This is a genomic window from Acinetobacter sp. WCHA55 (genome assembly GCF_002165305.2).
Classification (GTDB): domain Bacteria; phylum Pseudomonadota; class Gammaproteobacteria; order Pseudomonadales; family Moraxellaceae; genus Acinetobacter.
In genome coordinates, this window is record NZ_CP032286.1 from 478,635 (window position 1) to 497,818 (window position 19,184).

Below are 19,184 nucleotides of genomic sequence, written 5' to 3' on the forward strand. Positions count from 1 at the left end.
ATTGAACTGCATGCTGTCATTAAGGTACAGCAGAGTAAAAGGAGTAACAGCTTATTCATGGAGTAATCCTCGTTGTTTTGCCTGATTGAACAGCAGACTAGAGCGAGTACCACTCTTACAGACCATTAAAATAGGCTTGGGCAACTCATTATAATATTTAGCAAATTCAACCACGTCTGTTTCAGAAATTTTACTGCTGGTAACCGGTTGGTAAATTACGCTGACTTTGGACTGTTCCGCAATATTACGCAGTTGATCAACGCGAACGGTATTGCCTTGTTCTTGATCTGGTCGGTTGACAATGACCGACTTAAAACCTTGTTTTATCAACTGTTCAAACTTGTCTTGAGTCATTTCCCCTGAAACGCTGAGCTGCGGGCTGAGTGCTTGGCTCAGGTTATTCGTTGCTGCCCAAAGTGTACTGCTTGCTAAAAGCAGAGCAGTATAGATGACATGTTTAAACAACCGTTTAGTCATCTAACAGATCCATTTGTTTGGCAAGTTGGTACAAGTTATTTGAGCGATTACCTGTACGGCAGAACATGAGAACAGGTTTTGGAAGTTCATTAAAGTGGTTGGCAAAAGTGCGAACATCCATTTCGGTGATTTGACCAGCAACCACAGGTTGGTAGACATAATCCAAGCCTGCTACACGTGCTGCTTCTTCAATTTGAGCGCTGGTTGGTTGTTCTGGACCACCTTCCATATCTGGACGGTTATTGATCACAGATTTAAACCCTTTTTCAACCACTTGAACCAAATGTTCTGGGCCAATTTGACCTGCAAAGCCTACATTTTCGCTCATCCTGTCACTCCAAAAATAAACTAATCGAGATATGCTTTATGATAGCATTAAGCTGAAAGCTCAGCCTATGCTGTTGAAATATTTATAAGCGATTACAACCATAAAATAACGCAATGGAGCAGGTATGCACGCCTATACCGTTGAACCGCTATATGTCAAAAGTGGCCAAGAGGTCATTGCTGCGGATTTCTATCGTCCGAAAACTGAAGAAAAGCCCGCAGTGATTTTGATGGCCCATGGTTTGGCTGGGCTTCGCCAATTCAAACTGATCCAATTTGCGCAGCGTTTTGCACAAGCGGGCTATGCAGTCGTGTTATTTGACTACCGTTATTGGGGCGGTAGTACCGGACGTCCACGAGAACTGGTATCGATTAAGAAGCAGCTTGAAGACTGGCGGACCATGATTAACCACCTCAAAGAGCGTAAGTCGATTGATAATCGACGGATTGTGCTATGGGGGACGGCACTCAGCGGTGGATATGTACTTGATATTGCTGCAGAGTTCAAAAATGTTCAGGCGGTGATGGCGCAAGTGCCTTTTGTCGATGGTGCTGAAAGTGCCAAGCTTTACCCGTTACAGCAACTCCCGAAAGCATTAAAGCTGTCCAGCCAAGATTATATGGGTGGAAAAGTGGGGATGTCTCCGACGACTTTACCTGTGGTGGATCCACGAGAGTTATGTTTCTTGCCGACGCAAGATGCTTATTTGGGGTATCGTTCGATTATCAATCCTGATTATTATTGGAGTGGTGAGATTCCCGCACGACTATTTTTTAATTTAATTCGTTATCGTCCCATTCAAAATGTACGGCAAATTAATATTCCTGTACTGTTCATTGCAGCCAAGCATGATAGTTTAGTTCCGATTGAATCCAGTCGTGAAGCCGCGACCAATATTGCACCTTTTGTTCAATATCATGAATGGGAAATGCAGCATTTTGATATTTATCATGCCAGTTGGTTTGAAAAAGCCATTTCGACCCAATTAGAATTCTTACATCAACATATTGGAGTCAACTAAATGATTATTGTCTGTCCTACTTGTTTGGCCAAAAATCGTGTGCCTGAAGAGAAATTGAGTGCCAATCCGAGTTGTGGTCAATGCCACGCAGCGCTTTTACCTGCGGCACCGATTGAGTTGAATGAGCAGAATTTTAGCCAATTCATTAGCCATAGCGATTTGCCTGTGTTTATTGATTTATGGGCAGAGTGGTGTGGTCCTTGTAAAATGATGGCACCGCATTTTGCTGAAGTGGCGAAACAAAATCCACAAGTGATTTTTGCCAAAATTAATACCGAAGAATCTCCACGATTAAGTAGTGCCTTTAATGTGCGAAGTATTCCAACCTTAGTTTTAATGAATAAAACTACTGAAATTGCTAGAATAAGCGGCGCGCTCCGTGCGCCACAATTGCAACAATGGTTAGATCAACAGTTGCAAGCCCAGTCATAACGAAAATTGGAGTCAACGTGTCAGAGATTCATGTGAAACCAGAAGGGATGTTGTCTCTTCAGACAATTGCAATGCCAGCCGATACCAACTGGAGTGGAGATGTTTTTGGTGGTTGGATTGTGTCACAAATGGATTTGGCGGGTGCAATTCATGCAGAGCGTTTTAGTAAGGGACGTTGTGCAACGATTTCAATTAATCAGATGACGTTCTTGGTCCCTGTCAAAGTCGGGGACGTGATTAGTTGTTATACTAAAATTCTAAAAGTAGGCAATACCTCGATTCAAATGGAAATTGAGGTATGGGACAGTCATGATAGTTCACGCCCACCTGTACGTGTAACTGAAGGTGTATTTACCTTTGTTGCGGTTGATGTCAAAGGTAATAAACGTCAGATTCCTACGGATGTTAAAGAGAAGTTTCTTGCGAGCCAATCTAACTAAGGTTTGAGTCAGTTTGCAAAAAAAGCCAGTGTAATTACTGGCTTTTTTATTGCTATTCCATGCAGTTCGATGAATTAAAACATGGTATTACGATTAGCAGACTCAGTAGGAATGGTTTGTATCACATCCCAATGTTCTACAATTTTACCTTGTTCAACACGGAAAATATCGACAACGGCCTCACCACGATCTTGTGAATTTTGGGTGGAATGTACATGGAGTACCACCAAATTACCTTCAGCTACGACACGTTTGATGGTGTTTTTTGCATCAGGATTTTCTTTAAAATACTGGGTGAAATAGTTTACAAACGGCGTTTTTCCATCCGCAACATAGGGATTATGTTGAATGTATTGTGTACCAATATAGCGATCCGAATAGGTTTGAACCTGATGTTTGCTAAAAACTCCTTCATAAAAGTCCACCACAATTTTTTTATTTTGTTCAGTCAGGGTAGAGGCTGAAGATTGACGCAGCATTGTTGAAATTGAGGTGTTGGCTAGGTAGTGCTGTTGGCAAGCCACCAGCCCTAAAGTAAATAGGACTGTCGCTAAAATTAATCTTTTTTTCATCAAGTCAGCTCAAATATTCATATTAAGTATCATGATTTTGAGCCGAGTTGAAGCAAAGATATAGTAAGTTTTAGTCGCGGCTTTAGCGTATTGTTGTAAATTTTATACTTACCAAACAGTAAGTTATATTTACATTCTTACTTTTTTAATGATGCTTTGTCGAGCCATGCCCATAACATTTCACACTGAACGGGTGCTTCACCCGATTCATCCATTACTGTCACAGAAACTAAAGTTTCACCTTTGGCGGTGGTTTGCATCAGTTGCTGTTGTTCTAGTGTTAAGGTGGCTGTCGCTGTCATGGCACCTTTACTTGGACGTTTAAAGTCAATATGCATGCTTTTAATCAGAACAATGCAATGGTCAGGCACGTTCATTCCTGTGACAAAACCTGTTGCCGTTTCAGCAATCAAGGCCATGGCACAGGCGTGTAGTTGACCAATATGGTTTTGCATAGCTCGGTGGTTTTCGATTTTGACGACGACTTCACTATGACTCACTTGTAAGTAACGTATATGAGCACTGCCGACCATGGGCACTATGCGACCAAAAGCTTGACTCCATAATCGCGTACGCAACGCTTTCGGCAAGCGAGAAGTGGCTTTTACAATTTTAGATAAGCGATTGGCCTTTGGCATAGTTACCTCAAATGATCAAACAAAAGTATTAGTCTTTAAAGTTATTGAACTGTAACGGCAGACCAAATTGTTGTTCTTTTAAAAAGGTCATTACTTGCTGTAATGTATCGCGCTTTTTATCAGTCACACGAATTTTGTCGCCTTGAATTGAAGATTGCACTTTAATGCCACTTTCTTTAATGGCTTTGTTAATTTTTTTTGCGGTATCTGAGTCAAGTCCATCTTTTAATTTCACCACTTGAACTACATTTTTACCTGAAGCCGTCATTTTTTGTGGATCAAGCGCTTGAATATCGACTTTACGCTTAAAGAAATGGTTCTCTAACATAGTGTAAACTTGTTCGCACTGGAAATCACTTTCAGTTGAGATTTTGATTTCTTTGTTTTTTTCATTGAGTTCAATCGAAACGTCCTGACCACGGAAGTCAAAACGTGTTGCGATTTCCTTTTGGGTGTTCTGAACAGCATGATTTACTTCAAAAATTTCTAATTCTGAAACAATATCAAAAGATGGCATGGATTAAACCTTTACAAGTGGAAAGAATATCTGAGATGCTAGGGATGTTTTCTTCATTTGCCAAGTGTTGTTTACATCAAAGGAGTGCGCAATGATCCGTAAACAAGAAATTACAACATTTGAGTTCCCAGAGGATGCGATCATCTGGGATGTACGTGATTCAAGTGCTTATGCTGAAGCACACGTGAAAGGGGCGATTAATCAGCCCATCACAGAACTTTCAGCACAAAGCCTTACTCAAGTGTCAACGGATCAACCGATTTACATTTTATGTGGTGGCGGTAGTAAAGCGCCACGTGCTGCAGAGTTACTTGAAGGTTTTGACAGTGCGCGTGAGTATGTGATTTTAATGGGTGGTACCCGAGCTGCTCGTGATGCTGGTTTAGCCTTAGAACAGGGTCACTAAGCAGAAGTAAAAAGCGCCGTAAGGCGCTTTTTTAATGTCTTGGAAATATGAATTTTCTCTATAGCGCCATGCGCTGCACTTGAGTCAAAAGCAGAACTAAGACTGAGCTTTAAAATAAGGCTTTTTGGCTTTGGGCTTTTTCTGGAACCGGGTCGGACTGAGCTTTTGTAGCAGTGAGTCAGGAACGGGGCAGGCCTCTTTCAGTATCTGCGCCGCTAAAATTTCACTACATAAAGGCGCAAACAAAAATCCTTTAGAACCCAAGCCAGCAAAGCTATAAATTTCAAACTGTTCGGACATTCTACCAAGTACTGGAAAATAGTCCAAACTTTGCGCGCGAACGGATGCACGGCCTTGCCAAGTCCTCACATCAGGAAGTGATTGTGCATAATCTGGAAAGACACTGTGGATAAGCTCGTAGTTATGCACATGGTCTTCAAGCAAAACATCGCTGTCGTCTCGATTGGGATAGAAGGATGCACCTAAGATGAGTTGTTGTGCATCAAGCTGCATACAATAGCCGCCATAGCTATAGGCTTGATTGAGGGCTAAAGGTTGTAACCTGTTCTCCACCCAGCTGACTTGTCCGCGAATGGGCTTCAGCACTGGGTACTGCTCAAAGAACGCAGCTGTGTGGCGTGCACAGCACACAATCACGTGATCAAACTGGCCTAGTGATTGGGCTTGTTCACCTACGATTTCATTGTGCTCGGGATGGATTTTAGTAATGTTGGCTTGTACGAACTGAATGAGCGGATGCGCTAAGATTTGATCTTTGAGTTGATGTGGTGAGACAGCGCCGGCTTTAGTTAGATTCAGACAGGGATATTTAGTGATTATCATAGAATCAGCAGCAGTTTCGGCTGTCAGAAGACCCGCAGGATATTGTTGTTCAAGTTCGAGTAAGTCTTCGGCTTTTTTAAGCGCCAGTTGATGTACTTGAATCGGGCGAAAAGCTTGAAATTTGGAATAGTGTTGTAAAGCATGTTGCCAAGCCAAGGTCATGAGATGTTCATGACTTTGTTCAATCGGACAAAGTTTGGGGTTGAGTAAGGCCAGCGGATTGCCTGAACCTCCTGCGAGTGGCTCAGATTGGTCGTAGAGCGTGACTTGGTGCCCACGCTCGGCAAAGGCCCATGCACTAGTTAAACCTGCAATCCCTGCACCAACGATAGCAATCTGGCGTTGTTTAAAAGCGTGTGATACTTGATCCGGTTGATTTTGATTCAATACTGATTTGGTATCTACAGCGTCTGATGTGTTTTCAGGCTCAGCAGTTAACCAGATGGCTTTGAGCATTTCGCGTTTATGCTTATAGCCACGCGGACGTGAAATAGAAATACCATGCTGTGTTAAACCACGCTTGAGTACGCCTGCGACACTAAATGAAGAAAATGTTGTTCCAATGTCAGACAAGCGAACGATGTGATTCAGTACTTGCTCTTCCCATATGTCTGGGTTACAGGCAGGTGCAAACCCATCAAGGAACCATGCGTTAACGCTACTGGTTTTTGCCATACTAGGGAAAACATCGTGGGCATCGCCTAACCAAAGGTCTAGGCTAAAACGTTCATTAGGGAAGTTCAGGCGATGACAACCCGCAATCGGATGCGGATACTGTGCGATTAGTTGATCTGCGATGTGTTTGAGTTCAGGCCAAGCATCGAGTGCGCGTATCAGATCAGCCTTAGATAGCGGAAATTTTTCAACTGAAATGGCATGGAGATGGCTGTGGTTATTTGGCCGTACTTGTTGCCAAAGTTGCCAAAGTGCCAAGATGTTGAGCCCTGTGCCAAAGCCTGTTTCACCCACACTAAAATATTCAAAGGGCTGAAGATTTGACAGGCGCTCAGATAAATCGTTGCCATTTAAAAACACATGGCGTGTTTCAAGTAGACCATTGTCTTTGGAAAAATAGACATCGCCAAATTGTTTTGAAACTGGCACATCAATGCCATCAACTTGTTGCCACTCTAAATCGGCAGTTTGAATTGCGCTTGACAAAGCCACAGTACCTTATTGTTTCTAATAGGGCTTAGCTTACCACTGACGGCGGCGTTTGGTATAAACGTAACTAGCAATTAAAAAACCAAGTAAGACACCCACAGCGATGGTTGCTGCACCGTAAAGAAACATTTGTGCACTGCGTTCGCTTTGTAAAACCTGTACTTGTACCCCGAGGCTGTCATTTTTAAGTTGCAGCTCTTGGTTTTGCGCCAAAGCATCAAGATTGGCTTTCTCCAATTGTGTAAGACGTGAAGCTTGGTCTTTGACCAGTGCTTTGACTTTGGCATCTTGCAATGCTTTGTTCTTCGCCAATTGTTCAGCGGTGAGCGGTTTGGCTTCCTGTGGTTGACCATTTGGGCTCACTGTGGTCACCGCAGGAATGATTTTTGGCTGAGTTGTACTACCTTGCACTGGAATAGGTACGGCAGTCGTTGCTGGTACAGCAGGGGCTATACTCGGGGCAGGAGCGGTTTCAACGGCCCACGCCATAGAAGAAAGAAGAGATAAGCCCAATAAGCTTGTGACAACAACGCGCATGACCTTATCCTTGAGGGAATGCTTTATTAAATGGTTTAACATCAATCTGACGATAAACCCCTACTTTTAAGAATGGCTCTTCCTGTAACCAGACATCGAGTGCTTCACGTGAGTCAAAATCAACAATGATAGTACTGCCATAAAAGCCTGCTTGCGGATTGCTTGGATCTTTCGGCATCGCTCCTGCAACAATTAAACGACCTTCATCATTGAGCTTTTGCAAACGAGCAAGATGTTCTGGACGTGTAGCAAGACGTTTTTCGACTGTACCTTCTTGATCGGTACATGTGACGACGAATAGCGGCATATGAGTTCTCGATGTATGTTCTGGCTAAATTACTCTTCAGAAGATTTAAAGTATTTACGCAATACAATAAACTGAATAATGATAAAGGAAAACATCACGATCATGTCACCAAAAGCCGTGAATTCTCCCCAATATTTTCCGTCCATAAATAAAAATGCGAAAAATACGTGTAAAAAGGACATGAGGGCGAACATAGCAGCCCACGCAAAGTTTAAATTTTTCCAACCTGCGTCGGTTAAATTGAAGATTGGGCCGAACAAACGTTTGATCAGCGGTTTGCGTTCTTTGCCAAAATAAGGAGAAAGTAAGAAAGCGCCTGAGAAAATAATATTCAGCAAGGCCGCTTTGAGTTTGATGTAAAAGTCATCTGACAGCATTAAGGTAACACCACCGAAAATAACCGTCATAAACAACACAATCCACTGTTGTTTGTCTAAACGGAACTTTTGCATGAAGAACAGTGCGCCGTAAACCACCAGCATTGAAATAATCAAACCTGTGGTGGCTACAAGAATATTATTATTATCGACACCTCCTGCAGAACCAATCAATTGGAGCAATGGGTGATCAGTATTTTTAGGATCTACAGTTTTATATAAATAAAAGAAAATGATCAGCGGCACAAAGTCTAAAAGTGCTTTCATGTTAGAGTATCTAAATCTGTTCAAATAAATAGCTAGTATAAGTGATGGAAGGCGTAGATTTACATACTCACAGCAATATTTCTGATGGTACTTTCACACCAAAGCAATTGGTTGATGCTGCTGCGGAAAAAGGCATCCATACCTTGGCTTTGACAGACCATGACACCATGGATGGCCTTGCTTTAGCAGAGTTGGCTGCAAAGTCGCATGCGATGCGTATTATTTCAGGTGTAGAAATTTCCAGTCAGTGGTCGAGACCCTCGACTAAGAAAAACTATGGCGTGCATGTGGTTGCATTGAATATGCAAGATTTAGAGCCACTACAAAAATGTCTTGAACAGCAAAAACAAATCCGCGCGCGCCGCGCCAAAGAAATTTGTGATTTGTTGATTCCACTGATTGGTGAAGACATTTATGCTGATGTTTTGGCGAAAGTTGAACAGATGCCTGATCGTGTGACTCGAACACATATTGCCAAGACCTTAGTTGAAAAAAAGTATGTGAGTCGTGCGCAACAAGCGTTTGATAAATATATTAAGGAAGGTAAGAAAGCCTACGTGAAATTTGATGGGCTGGGTTTAGAAGAAACCATTCAAGTGATTCATGCCAGTGGTGGTTTTGCAGTATTGGCGCATCCGACACGGTATGATTTATCTGCTACTAATATTCGTTATCTGATTGAAATATTTGCACAGTTTGGTGGAGATGCAGTTGAATTGCCGCCCAATGTCGAACCGACATCGACTCGTCAAATGGTGGATCGGATGATTGCTGAGCACGGTTTAAAAGTTTCGGTTGGAAGCGACTTCCATGGTGACAATATGCCATGGATTAAATTGGGTAATATTCCCAGAGTCAAAGAGGGGCAAGTGGGGATTTGGGAAAGTTTTGTCTAATATTTTGAGGACTCCCACCTTCTTTATGAGCGATATATAGCTTAAAAGAAGGTAAGCGTGAGCCATATTAGAGTAAATTATTGTCTTGTGCTTGAATCGGGGGAGGTGTCGGTTTTCCTAAAGTCCCAAGCAGTTCAATTTCGATAGTACGTACCATCGAGTCCAGTGGCAAGTCATTACTTTGCGTTCCGAAAGGCTCTTCAATTTCCGAGCTCAAAGCATCGAGTCCTAAGAAAGTATAGGCCAATACACCAACCAAAAGCGGGGTGAAAATACCCAAGGTTGAACCTAAGCTAAATGGTAAAATGAGGCAGAAAAAATACACTGTACGATTGAGTAATACAGAGTAGGCAAAAGGTAGTGGTGTTGTCGCAATACGGTCACAACCGGTTTGCACCACACTCAAGTCAGCAACGTGCTGATTCAGTTGCGCATACACAATGTCACTAATTTCACCTTCTTTTAATGCCTGCATCAACTCCCACTGAATCAAGCTGAGCGTGTACTGCGGGGCATTGGCTTGTTGATACAGTTGAGTCAGCGCATTTTGACTTAAGCCACTGGTTTGCACCAGTTCTGTTGGATTGGCCGTTTGATGACGTAAACGGTCGCGTAAGACATTGGCAAAGACAATCACATGTTGAATCACACGTTCACGACGACCTTGGGTCAAGATACGACAGTCGCGGTCAAAGTGACGTGAGTTGGCAATTAAAATGCCCCATAACTTCCGTGCTTCCCACCAACGGTCATAGCAGGCACTATTTTTAAAGCCGAGGAAAATAGAAAGTACCACCCCAATGAGGGTGAAGCCGACCAAGGGCAGTTCGGGGAAGTGGAAATAGCCGACATAGGACAAAATGCCAATAATGGCAGAGACCAACATGACCACACCCAAAGGCGGTAAAACTTTGGGAAGAATGGTGCCACGCCATGAAAAAAGCACCTTAAAAATACTGGGCTGATCACGCACAATCATGTGATTAGAATTCTTTTAAAATTTTGCTTGATCTTCATATTTGTCGCGGTATTTGTCAATCATTTGTCTGCATATTTAAGTGGGTTGGATCAGGCTGTGTTCAGCAAAAGAAAAAGCACCTTCGGGCGATAAAATGAAATGATCAATCAGTTGAATGTCCACGAGCTGACTGGCTTGAAGAATGCGCTCGGTCAGTTCGATGTCCGCCGTGGAGGGCTGAGCTTTTCCAAGTGGATGATTATGCGCAATCACCATGAAAGTGGCGTGTTGAGCAATACAGTAACGTAGCAATTGATTGATCGATATTTCACAAGAATTGACTGCACCAAAGAACAATTTTTTAAAGTTTATTTTCCTTAAATGTGCATCTAGGCAAAGCACTGCAAAGACCTCCTGGTTTTCACCTGAAAACTCATACTGTAAAAACTTGAGCAGTTGAGCTGAATGATTGAGCTCTAACTTTTCTTGCTTGAGCTGCTGACTACTGTAGCGTCGCCCCAACTCTTTGACGGCTATTAATTGTGAATACTTGCTCGGGCCAATGCCGTGAAATTGGCTGAGTTCGGGAAGTTCAGCATCGAAAACGGCATTCAGACTGCCAAAATGTTGCAACAAAAGACGCGCCAATTCGACCGCAGAATGTTGTGTTGAGCCCGAGCGGATAAAAATAGCCAATAGTTCTGCATCGGAGAGGCTAGCTGGCCCTTGGTGTAATAAGCGTTCACGTGGTCGTTCTTGTTCGGGCCATTTTTTTATAGATAAGTGCATTCTTTTATACTTTTTTATTCTTAATTTGAGGAACATGACCCAAACGATTATTGGGTATAAGACTATTTAATGCTATTGTGAGCGCCACTGCAACAGAAAGGTAGCCTGTTCGTGAGCTTTGATCTCAGTGTGATTCCAAATAAAAATATCCTTTTAGCTGTTACGGGCGGTATTGCTGCCTATAAAAGTGCCATCTTAGTTCGTCGTTTAAAAGACGCAGGTTTTCAAGTCCGTGTGGTCATGACCGAAGGCGCACAAGCCTTTATTACCCCATTAACATTCCAAGCCTTGTCAGGCAATCCTGTGCATACTGAATTGTTAGATCCTGAAGCCGAAGCGGGCATGGGGCATATTGAGCTAGCACGCTGGGCAGACTTGCTTTTGGTTGCACCTGCCAGTTGTAACACCATTGCAAAGTTTGCTGCAGGTTTAGCCGATGACTTACTTTCTACTTTATATTTAGCCACCAAAGCCCCTGTGTGGGTAGCACCCGCTATGAACCAACAAATGTGGGCGGCGAAAGCGACGCAGCGTAATTTAGCGACTTTAGTGGAAGATGGCGTGCATGTGATCATGCCAGATGCGGGAGCGCAAGCTTGTGGTGATGTCGGGTTAGGCCGTATGCCTGAGCCTGAAGATTTGGCACATCAAGTGACAGAATACTTCCATAAAGCACAGCGTGCCATGGCTGAAAAATTTGGGATGTTGGCGGGCAAAAAAGTCACCATTACTGCTGGGCCAACGCGTGAAGCGATTGATCCTGTGCGTTATATTTCCAACCATAGTACAGGAAAAATGGGCTTTGCCATTGCTGCTGCATGTTATGCGGCAGGAGCCAAAGTGACTTTAATTGCAGGTCCTGTCAGCTTAGACACACCGAACGGTGTACGCCGAATCAATGTTTCATCTGCCATGAAAATGTTGGATACCAGCATGCAAATGTTAGATGAAGGTTGTGATGTGTTTATCGCGACTGCCGCTGTTGCGGACTATCGTGTTGCAGAAGTCGCAGAGCATAAGATTAAGAAAGCAGGGGATCAGCTCAATGTTTCTTTAATCAAAAACCCTGATATTGTGGCGACCATTGCACAGCAAGACAAACGCCCATTCATGGTGGGTTTCGCAGCAGAAACACGCAATGTTGAGGAATATGCCGCAGGTAAATTGGTGGCGAAAAAGCTCGATATGATTGCTTGTAATGATGTGTCGCGTCCTGATATTGGTTTTGCGTCTGATGAAAATGCGATGACGGTCTTTTTTGCAGAAAGCTATAAAATGGAAAAGCGCGATTTGGAAAAAGCATCGAAACAAGAAATTGCTTTGCAGTTGGTTGAAGCAATTCACGATGCTTTACATCGAGACCCTGAAAGTGATGATGATTTTTAATTTACATCGGTCTTCATTTTTGCCATATTTAATGCAGCCTTAGGCTGCATTTTTTTTGCAAACTCATAGGAATAAGAATGAAAACATTATTAAAGGTTGTGCTGTTGAGCAGTGGTTTATGTTTGGCAGGACTAGCACAAGCGTCGGAAGTGCTAGAAGGTGCGATGAAATCTTTGGCGAAGAACTCAAAAGCTTTTGCTCAAGCCAAGACTGCCACAGAGGCGAATACCGCATTAACTGAAATGCAAAAAGCCGCGGCAACTGCCAAGCAAAACAAGCCTGATACTTTGGTGAAACAACCAAAAGACAGTGTTAAAGTGAAGCAATATGAACAAAAGTTTGATGCATTAACCCAAGAAATTGAACATGCTCAACATTTGGTACAGGCAGGGAAACTTGCGGAAGCCAAACAAAGTTCAGCCAAGTTTGAGGCCATTAAGCAGCAAGGCCACAAAGCGTTTAAATAATTCAGTACAATAAAAAAGACCGCAAAAGCGGTCTTTTTTATGTTGGAAGGGCTTAAATTTTTAAGCTTGACCTTCAACAGCAGCAGCTTGAGCACGTTGCATATTTGCTTCGAACTCAGCATCAAAGTTAATTGGTGTAAGTAACAATTGTGGGAAACTGCCTTTAGTCACCATATCATTCACCGCTTCACGAAGGAACGGGAACAAAATGTTCGGGCAATATGCACCTAAGATGTACGGAAGACGTTCTTCTTCAACACCATCTACAAGGAAAATACCCGCTTGAGTAACATCAACAATAAACGCCGTGTCGCCTGCGTTGTTTGCTTGTACAACCACTTTAAGTGAAACTTCGTAGTGAGTTGGATCAACTTTTTCAGCAGAAGATGACAAGTTGATGTTCAACTCTGGTTGCCATTCTTTGGTAAAAACTTGCGCCCCTGGGACTTCAAAAGAAATATCTTTTGTATAAATACGTTCTAAAGCAAGTTGTGGTTGAGCTTCACTCATTTTCTAATCCTTAATATGCTGAGCTAATTATGCCAATAGTTGGTCGAGTTTTCCTTCACGCTCTAAAGCATAAAGTTGATCAAAACCACCAATAAATTGGTCATCAATAAAAATTTGTGGAACCGTACGGTGATTGGTGCGTTGCATCAATTCAATGCGGACTTCTGGCGCTTCTTTAGATAAATTAATTTCTTTATATTCAACGCCTTTACGCTCAAGGAGCTGCTTTGCGCGAACGCAATATGGACATACAGTCGTTGAATAAATAGTGACTTGAGCCATGAGTTTCTCCTTGTGCGAATTATTTAGCTTTAACCAGTGGTAAGCCTTGAGCCTTCCAGTTGCTAATCCCGCCATCTAAACGATAGCTGTCAGTATGTGCAACTTGTTGTAAAGCAGTGCCTGCCACTTGACCTAAGTTACAGATGAACACGAGTGGACGATCTGCAGCTTTTAACTCTTCAGCATGTTTTGTAATTTGGCTGTAGGGAATGTTGCGACTTCCACTGATATGACCTTCACGGAAATCTTTGGCATCACGCAAGTCAATCAACATGGCATTTTTAGCTTTCACTAAAATACCTAAAGATTGTGGTGAAATTTTGCGACCATTGCGTTGTCCTTCAAGTACGAAAAACAAAACAACCAATACTGCAAGTGTTCCAAATAAGAAGGGGTGATTCCCCATAAACTCGAACCAACGTTCCACAAGTCACCTAAATTACAATTCAAAAATTGCTAGAGAGTATAGCTCATAAAATATGGTGATCAAAATCACCGCTTCAAGGGCTAAGGTTGAATAAAAATTAATTTTTTTGCTGAGCTTCAGCAATTTCATCAATCAGACGTAAATAGCTGTCTAAACGGCGCGTTAAAATTTCACCATTTGCCGCAGCTAAGCGTAAAGCGCATTGTTTTTCATGTTTATGGGTGCAGTTACGGAACTGACAGTAGCCCAATAAGTTTTCAATTTCAGGAAAGCCACGTTGTACTTTGTCCGCATCTAAGTGCCATAAACCAAACTCACGAATTCCTGGGGAATCAATCAGCGAGGCGCCTTCGCCAAAACCAATCAAACGGGTAGAGGTCGTGGTGTGCTGCCCTAAGGCTGAGTTTTCAGAAATCACATTGGTTTTCTGTGCAGCGTCAGGCACGATGGCATTAATTAGCGTACTTTTACCAACACCAGACTGACCGACAAAGGCTACCGTTTCATTTTTTAAACGCTGAGTCAGTGCAGTTAAGTCACCATCAGCTTGTGTTTGCATCACTTCATAGCCTAAGGCTTGATATTCCGCAATCAACGCTAAAATCGGGTCATTGTCTTTAAGCAAATCGGTTTTGTTCAGCACCAACAGTGCTGGAATATTGGCATCGGCACAGGCCACCAAATAACGGTCAATCAAACCTGGTGCAGGCTCAGGCAGTGGCGCAAACACAATCACAATCAGGCTGATATTGGCAGCGACAGGTTTCACTTTATGATAACGGTCTGGACGAGTCAGTAGCGACTGACGTGGCTGTATGGCATTGATGATCCCCAGTCCTGTGTTTGGGTCGGCTTGCCATTTGACACGATCACCTGTAACCAATAGTTCGAGGTTGGTACGTGTATGACAGCGCCAAATACTGCCAAGTTCTATCGGTTTCCAAAACGGTTCAGGCTCGCCTGCTTGTACCGTTGGTTTGATGGGATGTGGATCTGGAGTCGTAAGGGCTTGCACTTCAAGCTGACGGCCATAGTGTTGTACCACCAAGCCTTCTAAGTCATTTGAAGTGTCGATATCTTCTTGACGTGTTTGCTGTTGTTTCTGAATGCGACGTTGTTGCTGCTCAGTTAAACGACGTTTACGAATTAAAGCCATTCATATCCTAAAAACCATGAATTCAAGATGGCAAAAATAGCACGAAGCAGGGTAGCAGTTACAGCATCGAAGCAATTAATTTGCTACTATCATCGTTTTTAAGCCGAATAAGATTGCACATTTATGAGCAGCACCGCTGATACGCGTTTGATTTGGATTGACCTTGAAATGACAGGTCTCGATACAGATAACGACCAAATTATTGAAGTTGCTACAATTGTGACGGATGATAACTTAAATATTTTAGCTGAAGGGCCTGTGCTTGCTGTGCATCAGCCAGACCGTGTGCTGAATGCAATGGATGAGTGGAACACCCGCCAACATGGTCAATCCGGCTTAATTGAACGTGTACGTCGCAGTAAATTGACGGCGCAAGATGCTGAGCAGCAAACTTTAGAGTTTCTAAAAAAATGGGTCAATCCAAAAAGCTCACCAATGTGTGGCAATTCAATCTGCCAAGACCGTCGTTTTTTACACCGTTTAATGCCTGAAATGGAACAGTATTTCCACTACCGTAATTTAGACGTGTCTTCGGTAAAAGAGTTGGCTAAACGCTGGCGTCCAGAAATTATGAGTGGTTTGAAAAAGAATGCTTCACACTTAGCGATGGATGACATTCGTGATTCGATTGCGGAACTGAAGTATTATCGCGAATACTTTTTTATTATGAATAAATAAGTACTAAAGAAAGAGGCGTTAGCCTCTTTTTTATTGAAATCGAATAGAATAGAGCTGAGGGTACTTGTGTAGAAAAAAGAAACACTTTTTTGCTATACAAGTTTAAAACAAGCTTTATGATAAAGTAAATTAATTAAATTATAACAAAGAGTTGAGTTATGCAAAGTAATAACCCTATTTTGAACCGCGTGGAAACACATGCGGATTATAGTCAACCGATGACTGTTCAAGGTGCTATTCAGAAGTCTGTATTACTTACAGTGATTGCGGCTGTGGTCGGTATGGCACTGTTTTTATACTGTTTCATGAGCTTAAATATTTCGCTGGCTTATGCTGCAACCTTAGTCGGTGCGATTGGTGGTCTGATTCTAGGTTTAATTGCGACCTTTAAACCAAATACCGCTCGAACTCTTGCTATTCCTTATGCCTTGTTTGAAGGTGCTTTTTTGGGAGGGGTATCGGTCATTTTCCAATTGAAATATCCAGGTGTACCTTTACAAGCGCTCTTGGCAACTTTTGTCACCACTTTGGTGATGTTTGGTTTGTATTGTTTTCAAATTATTCGTGCCACAGAAAAATTCAAATCTGTGGTGATGTCGGCTTCAATTGCCATCGCAATTGTCTTTGTGGTGCAAATGGTGATGCGTTTGGCTTTTGGTTCAAGTATTCCATTTTTATTTGAAAACAACTTATTAGGCTTAGGTTTTGCTGCTTTTGTTGCAGTGATTGCATCACTTAACTTAATTTTAGATTTTGATTTGATTGAAAGTGCTGCGGCACAACATGCTCCGAAAGCGATGGAGTGGCTGTGCGGTATTGCCTTACTGGCGACTTTGGTGTGGATGTACTATTCATTCTTGCGTCTACTCAGCATGCTGCGTGGCGATGACTAATCTCTCGATTCTTAACACATACGCCCCTTCATCGGGGCGTATGTGTTATTGAATGTTGATGAATTGAAAAAAGGCGCATTATGCAATTTCGGTTTCAACTTAAACTTGGCATTATGCAGATAAATTATTTTGAGTGAGAGTCACATGGCACAAGGACTATTGGCTGGAAAGCGTTTTTTAATCGCAGGTATTGCAAGTAAATTATCAATTGCATTTGGTATTGCTCAAGCGCTTCACCGCGAAGGTGCGGAACTTGCGTTTACTTATCCAAATGAAAAACTGAAAAAACGTGTGGATGAATTTGCAGTACAATTTGGTTCAACGATTGTTCTACCGTGTGATGTGGCTATTGATACTGAAATTGAACAGACTTTTGTTGAATTGGCAAAACATTGGGATGGTTTAGATGGTGTAGTGCATTCGATTGGTTTTGCACCTGCACATACCTTAGATGGGGACTTTACTGATGTAACGGATCGTGATGGCTTTAAAGTGGCGCATGACATCAGTGCATATAGTTTCATTGCGATGGCACGCGCAGCGAAGCCATTATTGGTTGCACGTCAAGGGTGCTTATTGACCTTGACTTACCAAGGTTCTGAGCGCGTGATGCCAAACTACAATGTGATGGGTATGGCGAAGGCTTCATTAGAAGCGGGTGTACGTTATTTGGCTTCAAGCTTGGGTGCAGAAGGGATTCGTGTGAATGCGATTTCAGCAGGCCCAATCCGTACTTTGGCGGCATCAGGTATTAAATCGTTCCGTAAAATGTTAGACGTCAATGAAAAAATTTCACCACTTAAACGTAATGTGACCATTGAAGATGTCGGTAATGCCGCATTATTCCTTTGCTCGCCTTGGGCAAATGGTATTACGGGTGAAATCATGTATGTTGATGCAGGTTTCAACACTGTGGGGATGAGCCCAGACTTGATGCTCGATGACTAATCGCTTAGTTGAAATGTAAAAAACGGCACATGATGTGCCGTTTTTTATTCTGCTTTTTATTGAAGAAGCTGTTGAATCGGGCTACCGCCGAGTGCTTGCATCAAGGTCACATAAGCGTTGTATTGGCTTTGTTTGGTATTGACCAAGGTTAAGCGCGCAGTACGTGTGGTTTCTTGTTGATCCAACAAGGTTTTTAAAGCCACGGCACCATAGCGATAACGCACTTGGGTCAAACGTTCCACTTTTTCAGCCAGTTCCAAATTCCGCTGTTGCAATTGTACTTGTTGACTCAACTCCGTTCGTGCAGACAGTGCATTTTCCACATCGGCAAAGGCTTGGTACAAGGTCTGACGATATTGCACGATGGCTTTTTCATAGTCCAATTGACTAATCGCAAGGTCGCGTTTCATATCGTTATATTGCAAGAACGGTAGACTTAAACTTGCGCCTAATGTTAGAGCAGGGGTCTTGAGCAGTTGCGTTAGTGAAGTGCTCGTTGATCCTAGATTCCCTGTCAAACTGATCGAAGGATAATAGCTCGCCGTGGTAGCATCTTTAGTGGCTAAACTCTCACGTAAACGTAGCTCAGCTGCTTTTAAGTCTGGACGGCGCGACAAAATGTCGGCTGGTAAGCCCGCTGCGATACTTGGTAAAGCTAAACGTGGTAAACGTTGAGGTTCATCAACACTTAACTGCTGTACAGGCATATGCAGTAACACTGCAATTGCGGTACGGGTTTCGACCAAACTTTGCTGAATTTGACTCAGGCTGGCTTTTTGACTTTGTACGGACTGTTCAGCTTGAGTTAAATCCAGTCCTGATACAGCCCCAGCTTGGTACTGAACTTTAACCAAGTCATACAGTTTCTGTGAGGTGGCAAGGCTTTGCTCAGCCGTTGTACGGCTTTCATTATAATAGGCCAACTGCCAATATAGCTTCGCTGTAGTGCCAATTAAGCTTTGAGCAGTGGCTTGCAAATCTTGCTCGGTGGCAAGAGCTTCCCATCTTTTTGCTTCAGTTTGACTGGCCAATTTACCAAATAAATCGACTTCATAACTTAGGCCAGCTCCTAAAGACAGGCCACTTGAGCTGTCATTTCCTGAGTTTAAGTCGAACTGATGACCTGTAGATACCGTAGAGCTCACACGTGGTTTTTGCTGATTTTCTGCAAGTTCTGCTTGTAAGCGCGCTTGCTTTAAGGTCATCCCAGCAACGGCCAGATCGGCATTTTTTGCGAGTACGGCATCGACCAGTTGATTGAGCTGTGCATCGCCAAACAACGTCCACCATTGGTCGGTATAAATCGCTTGTTGGCGTTGTTGTGCGGTGACTTTGTCGTACTGAAATTGAATCGGCGTCTGTACCGCTGGTGCATGATAAGGTGTTTTAACCACAGCTGCACAGCCAACCAAAGTGCTGCCAAGCAACATCGCGGTACAAAGACGCGTAAATAAAAAAGGCATATTTT

General features: G+C 42.8%; 26 protein-coding genes. 10 read left to right on the forward strand and 16 right to left on the reverse strand.

Going from position 1 to position 19,184, the window contains the following annotated elements; all coding sequences use genetic code 11:
• Positions 1-51 precede the first annotated feature (51 nt).
• Positions 52-477, reverse strand: a complete 426-nt coding sequence (locus CDG62_RS05080; protein ID WP_087528008.1) for a beta-lactamase hydrolase domain-containing protein — start codon at positions 475-477, stop codon at positions 52-54.
• Positions 470-805 carry a TIGR01244 family sulfur transferase gene (locus CDG62_RS05085; protein ID WP_005401736.1) on the reverse strand — a complete coding sequence of 112 codons (336 nt, stop codon included), beginning with the start codon at positions 803-805 and terminating at the stop codon, positions 470-472. The genes CDG62_RS05080 and CDG62_RS05085 overlap by 8 nt, the downstream gene beginning before the upstream one ends.
• 124 nt (positions 806-929) lie before the next feature.
• Between CDG62_RS05085 and CDG62_RS05090 the strand changes: the two genes are divergently transcribed.
• From CDG62_RS05090 to CDG62_RS05100, 3 genes are read left to right on the forward strand one after another with little or no spacing between them, the layout of a single operon-like run.
• Complete coding sequence (locus CDG62_RS05090) at positions 930-1,826, forward strand: alpha/beta hydrolase (protein WP_087528009.1); 897 nt, start codon at positions 930-932, stop codon at positions 1,824-1,826.
• Positions 1,827-2,258, forward strand: coding sequence for a thioredoxin TrxC (gene trxC, locus CDG62_RS05095; RefSeq protein WP_004697614.1), 432 nt, complete (start codon positions 1,827-1,829; stop codon positions 2,256-2,258). It abuts the gene before it with no gap.
• 17 nt (positions 2,259-2,275) lie between these two features.
• On the forward strand, positions 2,276-2,698 hold the full coding sequence (locus CDG62_RS05100) for an acyl-CoA thioesterase (RefSeq protein ID WP_087528010.1): 423 nt from the start codon (positions 2,276-2,278) through the stop codon (positions 2,696-2,698).
• Between the two features lie 74 nt (positions 2,699-2,772).
• On the opposite strand, the gene CDG62_RS05105 is transcribed toward CDG62_RS05100, so the two are convergent.
• The 3 genes from CDG62_RS05105 to CDG62_RS05115 form a co-directional block, all read right to left on the reverse strand.
• Positions 2,773-3,270 carry an ester cyclase gene (locus tag CDG62_RS05105; RefSeq protein WP_119496090.1) on the reverse strand — a complete coding sequence of 166 codons (498 nt, stop codon included), beginning with the start codon at positions 3,268-3,270 and terminating at the stop codon, positions 2,773-2,775.
• 137 nt (positions 3,271-3,407) lie between these two features.
• A complete protein-coding gene (locus CDG62_RS05110; RefSeq protein WP_087528011.1) occupies positions 3,408-3,908 on the reverse strand; it encodes a DUF4442 domain-containing protein in 501 nt (166 codons plus the stop codon).
• A gap of 28 nt (positions 3,909-3,936) precedes the next feature.
• Positions 3,937-4,425: a YajQ family cyclic di-GMP-binding protein gene (locus CDG62_RS05115; RefSeq protein ID WP_087528012.1), complete on the reverse strand. Its 489-nt coding sequence runs from the start codon at positions 4,423-4,425 to the stop codon at positions 3,937-3,939.
• 91 nt (positions 4,426-4,516) lie between these two features.
• Between CDG62_RS05115 and CDG62_RS05120 the strand changes: the two genes are divergently transcribed.
• Positions 4,517-4,831: a rhodanese-like domain-containing protein gene (locus tag CDG62_RS05120; RefSeq protein ID WP_087528013.1), complete on the forward strand. Its 315-nt coding sequence runs from the start codon at positions 4,517-4,519 to the stop codon at positions 4,829-4,831.
• A 96-nt stretch (positions 4,832-4,927) separates the two neighbouring features.
• Here the strand turns inward: CDG62_RS05120 and mnmC are convergent, their stop codons facing one another.
• Genes mnmC through CDG62_RS05140 form a run of 4 tightly spaced genes read right to left on the reverse strand, consistent with a single transcriptional unit; the run spans position 4,928 to position 8,326 of the window.
• Positions 4,928-6,835: an FAD-dependent 5-carboxymethylaminomethyl-2-thiouridine(34) oxidoreductase MnmC gene (gene mnmC, locus CDG62_RS05125; protein ID WP_087528052.1), complete on the reverse strand. Its 1,908-nt coding sequence runs from the start codon at positions 6,833-6,835 to the stop codon at positions 4,928-4,930.
• A gap of 36 nt (positions 6,836-6,871) precedes the next feature.
• Complete coding sequence (locus CDG62_RS05130) at positions 6,872-7,375, reverse strand: hypothetical protein (protein WP_087528014.1); 504 nt, start codon at positions 7,373-7,375, stop codon at positions 6,872-6,874.
• Between the two features lie 4 nt (positions 7,376-7,379).
• Positions 7,380-7,682 (reverse strand): YciI family protein, encoded by a 303-nt coding sequence (locus CDG62_RS05135; RefSeq protein WP_087528015.1) that lies wholly within the window; start codon positions 7,680-7,682, stop codon positions 7,380-7,382.
• A 29-nt stretch (positions 7,683-7,711) separates the two neighbouring features.
• A complete protein-coding gene (locus tag CDG62_RS05140) occupies positions 7,712-8,326 on the reverse strand; it encodes an inner membrane-spanning protein YciB (RefSeq protein WP_004983445.1) in 615 nt (204 codons plus the stop codon).
• Between the two features lie 44 nt (positions 8,327-8,370).
• Between CDG62_RS05140 and CDG62_RS05145 the strand changes: the two genes are divergently transcribed.
• The gene (locus CDG62_RS05145; protein WP_087528016.1) at positions 8,371-9,222 is read left to right on the forward strand and encodes a PHP domain-containing protein; all 852 of its coding nucleotides are present in this window, start codon (positions 8,371-8,373) and stop codon (positions 9,220-9,222) included.
• 67 nt (positions 9,223-9,289) lie between these two features.
• Here the strand turns inward: CDG62_RS05145 and CDG62_RS05150 are convergent, their stop codons facing one another.
• Together CDG62_RS05150 and radC are read right to left on the reverse strand one after the other, a co-directional pair.
• On the reverse strand, positions 9,290-10,201 hold the full coding sequence (locus CDG62_RS05150; RefSeq protein ID WP_004697627.1) for a bestrophin family protein: 912 nt from the start codon (positions 10,199-10,201) through the stop codon (positions 9,290-9,292).
• Positions 10,202-10,276: 75 nt separating this feature from the next.
• Positions 10,277-10,969, reverse strand: coding sequence for a RadC family protein (gene radC / locus CDG62_RS05155; protein WP_087528017.1), 693 nt, complete (start codon positions 10,967-10,969; stop codon positions 10,277-10,279).
• 111 nt (positions 10,970-11,080) lie between these two features.
• On the opposite strand from radC, the gene coaBC reads away from it, so the two are divergent.
• Both coaBC and CDG62_RS05165 read left to right on the forward strand, forming a co-directional pair.
• Positions 11,081-12,355, forward strand: a complete 1,275-nt coding sequence (coaBC, locus tag CDG62_RS05160; protein WP_087528018.1) for a bifunctional phosphopantothenoylcysteine decarboxylase/phosphopantothenate--cysteine ligase CoaBC — start codon at positions 11,081-11,083, stop codon at positions 12,353-12,355.
• A 77-nt stretch (positions 12,356-12,432) separates the two neighbouring features.
• Positions 12,433-12,822, forward strand: coding sequence for a cytochrome b562 (locus CDG62_RS05165; RefSeq protein ID WP_004697630.1), 390 nt, complete (start codon positions 12,433-12,435; stop codon positions 12,820-12,822).
• A gap of 60 nt (positions 12,823-12,882) precedes the next feature.
• Here CDG62_RS05165 and secB read toward each other — a convergent pair whose 3' ends face one another.
• From secB to rsgA, 4 genes are all read right to left on the reverse strand, one after another.
• A complete protein-coding gene (gene secB / locus CDG62_RS05170; protein WP_004697631.1) occupies positions 12,883-13,332 on the reverse strand; it encodes a protein-export chaperone SecB in 450 nt (149 codons plus the stop codon).
• Between the two features lie 27 nt (positions 13,333-13,359).
• Entirely contained in the window at positions 13,360-13,614 is a 255-nt protein-coding gene (gene grxC / locus CDG62_RS05175; protein ID WP_004697632.1) for a glutaredoxin 3, read from the reverse strand.
• 19 nt (positions 13,615-13,633) lie between these two features.
• Positions 13,634-14,041, reverse strand: a complete 408-nt coding sequence (locus CDG62_RS05180; protein WP_004697633.1) for a rhodanese-like domain-containing protein — start codon at positions 14,039-14,041, stop codon at positions 13,634-13,636.
• Positions 14,042-14,138: 97 nt separating this feature from the next.
• Positions 14,139-15,197, reverse strand: a complete 1,059-nt coding sequence (gene rsgA, locus CDG62_RS05185; RefSeq protein ID WP_004983468.1) for a ribosome small subunit-dependent GTPase A — start codon at positions 15,195-15,197, stop codon at positions 14,139-14,141.
• A gap of 123 nt (positions 15,198-15,320) precedes the next feature.
• Here rsgA and orn point away from each other — a divergent pair, with 123 nt between their 5' ends.
• The 3 genes from orn to CDG62_RS05200 all read left to right on the forward strand — a co-directional run bounded on the left by orn (position 15,321) and on the right by CDG62_RS05200 (position 17,716).
• Positions 15,321-15,875, forward strand: a complete 555-nt coding sequence (gene orn / locus CDG62_RS05190) for an oligoribonuclease (protein WP_004697635.1) — start codon at positions 15,321-15,323, stop codon at positions 15,873-15,875.
• A 158-nt stretch (positions 15,876-16,033) separates the two neighbouring features.
• Entirely contained in the window at positions 16,034-16,768 is a 735-nt protein-coding gene (locus CDG62_RS05195; RefSeq protein ID WP_087528019.1) for a Bax inhibitor-1/YccA family membrane protein, read from the forward strand.
• Positions 16,769-16,912: 144 nt separating this feature from the next.
• Positions 16,913-17,716 (forward strand): enoyl-ACP reductase FabI, encoded by an 804-nt coding sequence (locus tag CDG62_RS05200; RefSeq protein ID WP_087528020.1) that lies wholly within the window; start codon positions 16,913-16,915, stop codon positions 17,714-17,716.
• Between the two features lie 56 nt (positions 17,717-17,772).
• Here CDG62_RS05200 and CDG62_RS05205 read toward each other — a convergent pair whose 3' ends face one another.
• The gene (locus CDG62_RS05205) at positions 17,773-19,179 is read right to left on the reverse strand and encodes an efflux transporter outer membrane subunit (protein ID WP_087528021.1); all 1,407 of its coding nucleotides are present in this window, start codon (positions 19,177-19,179) and stop codon (positions 17,773-17,775) included.
• Between the last annotated feature and the right edge of the window lie 5 nt (positions 19,180-19,184).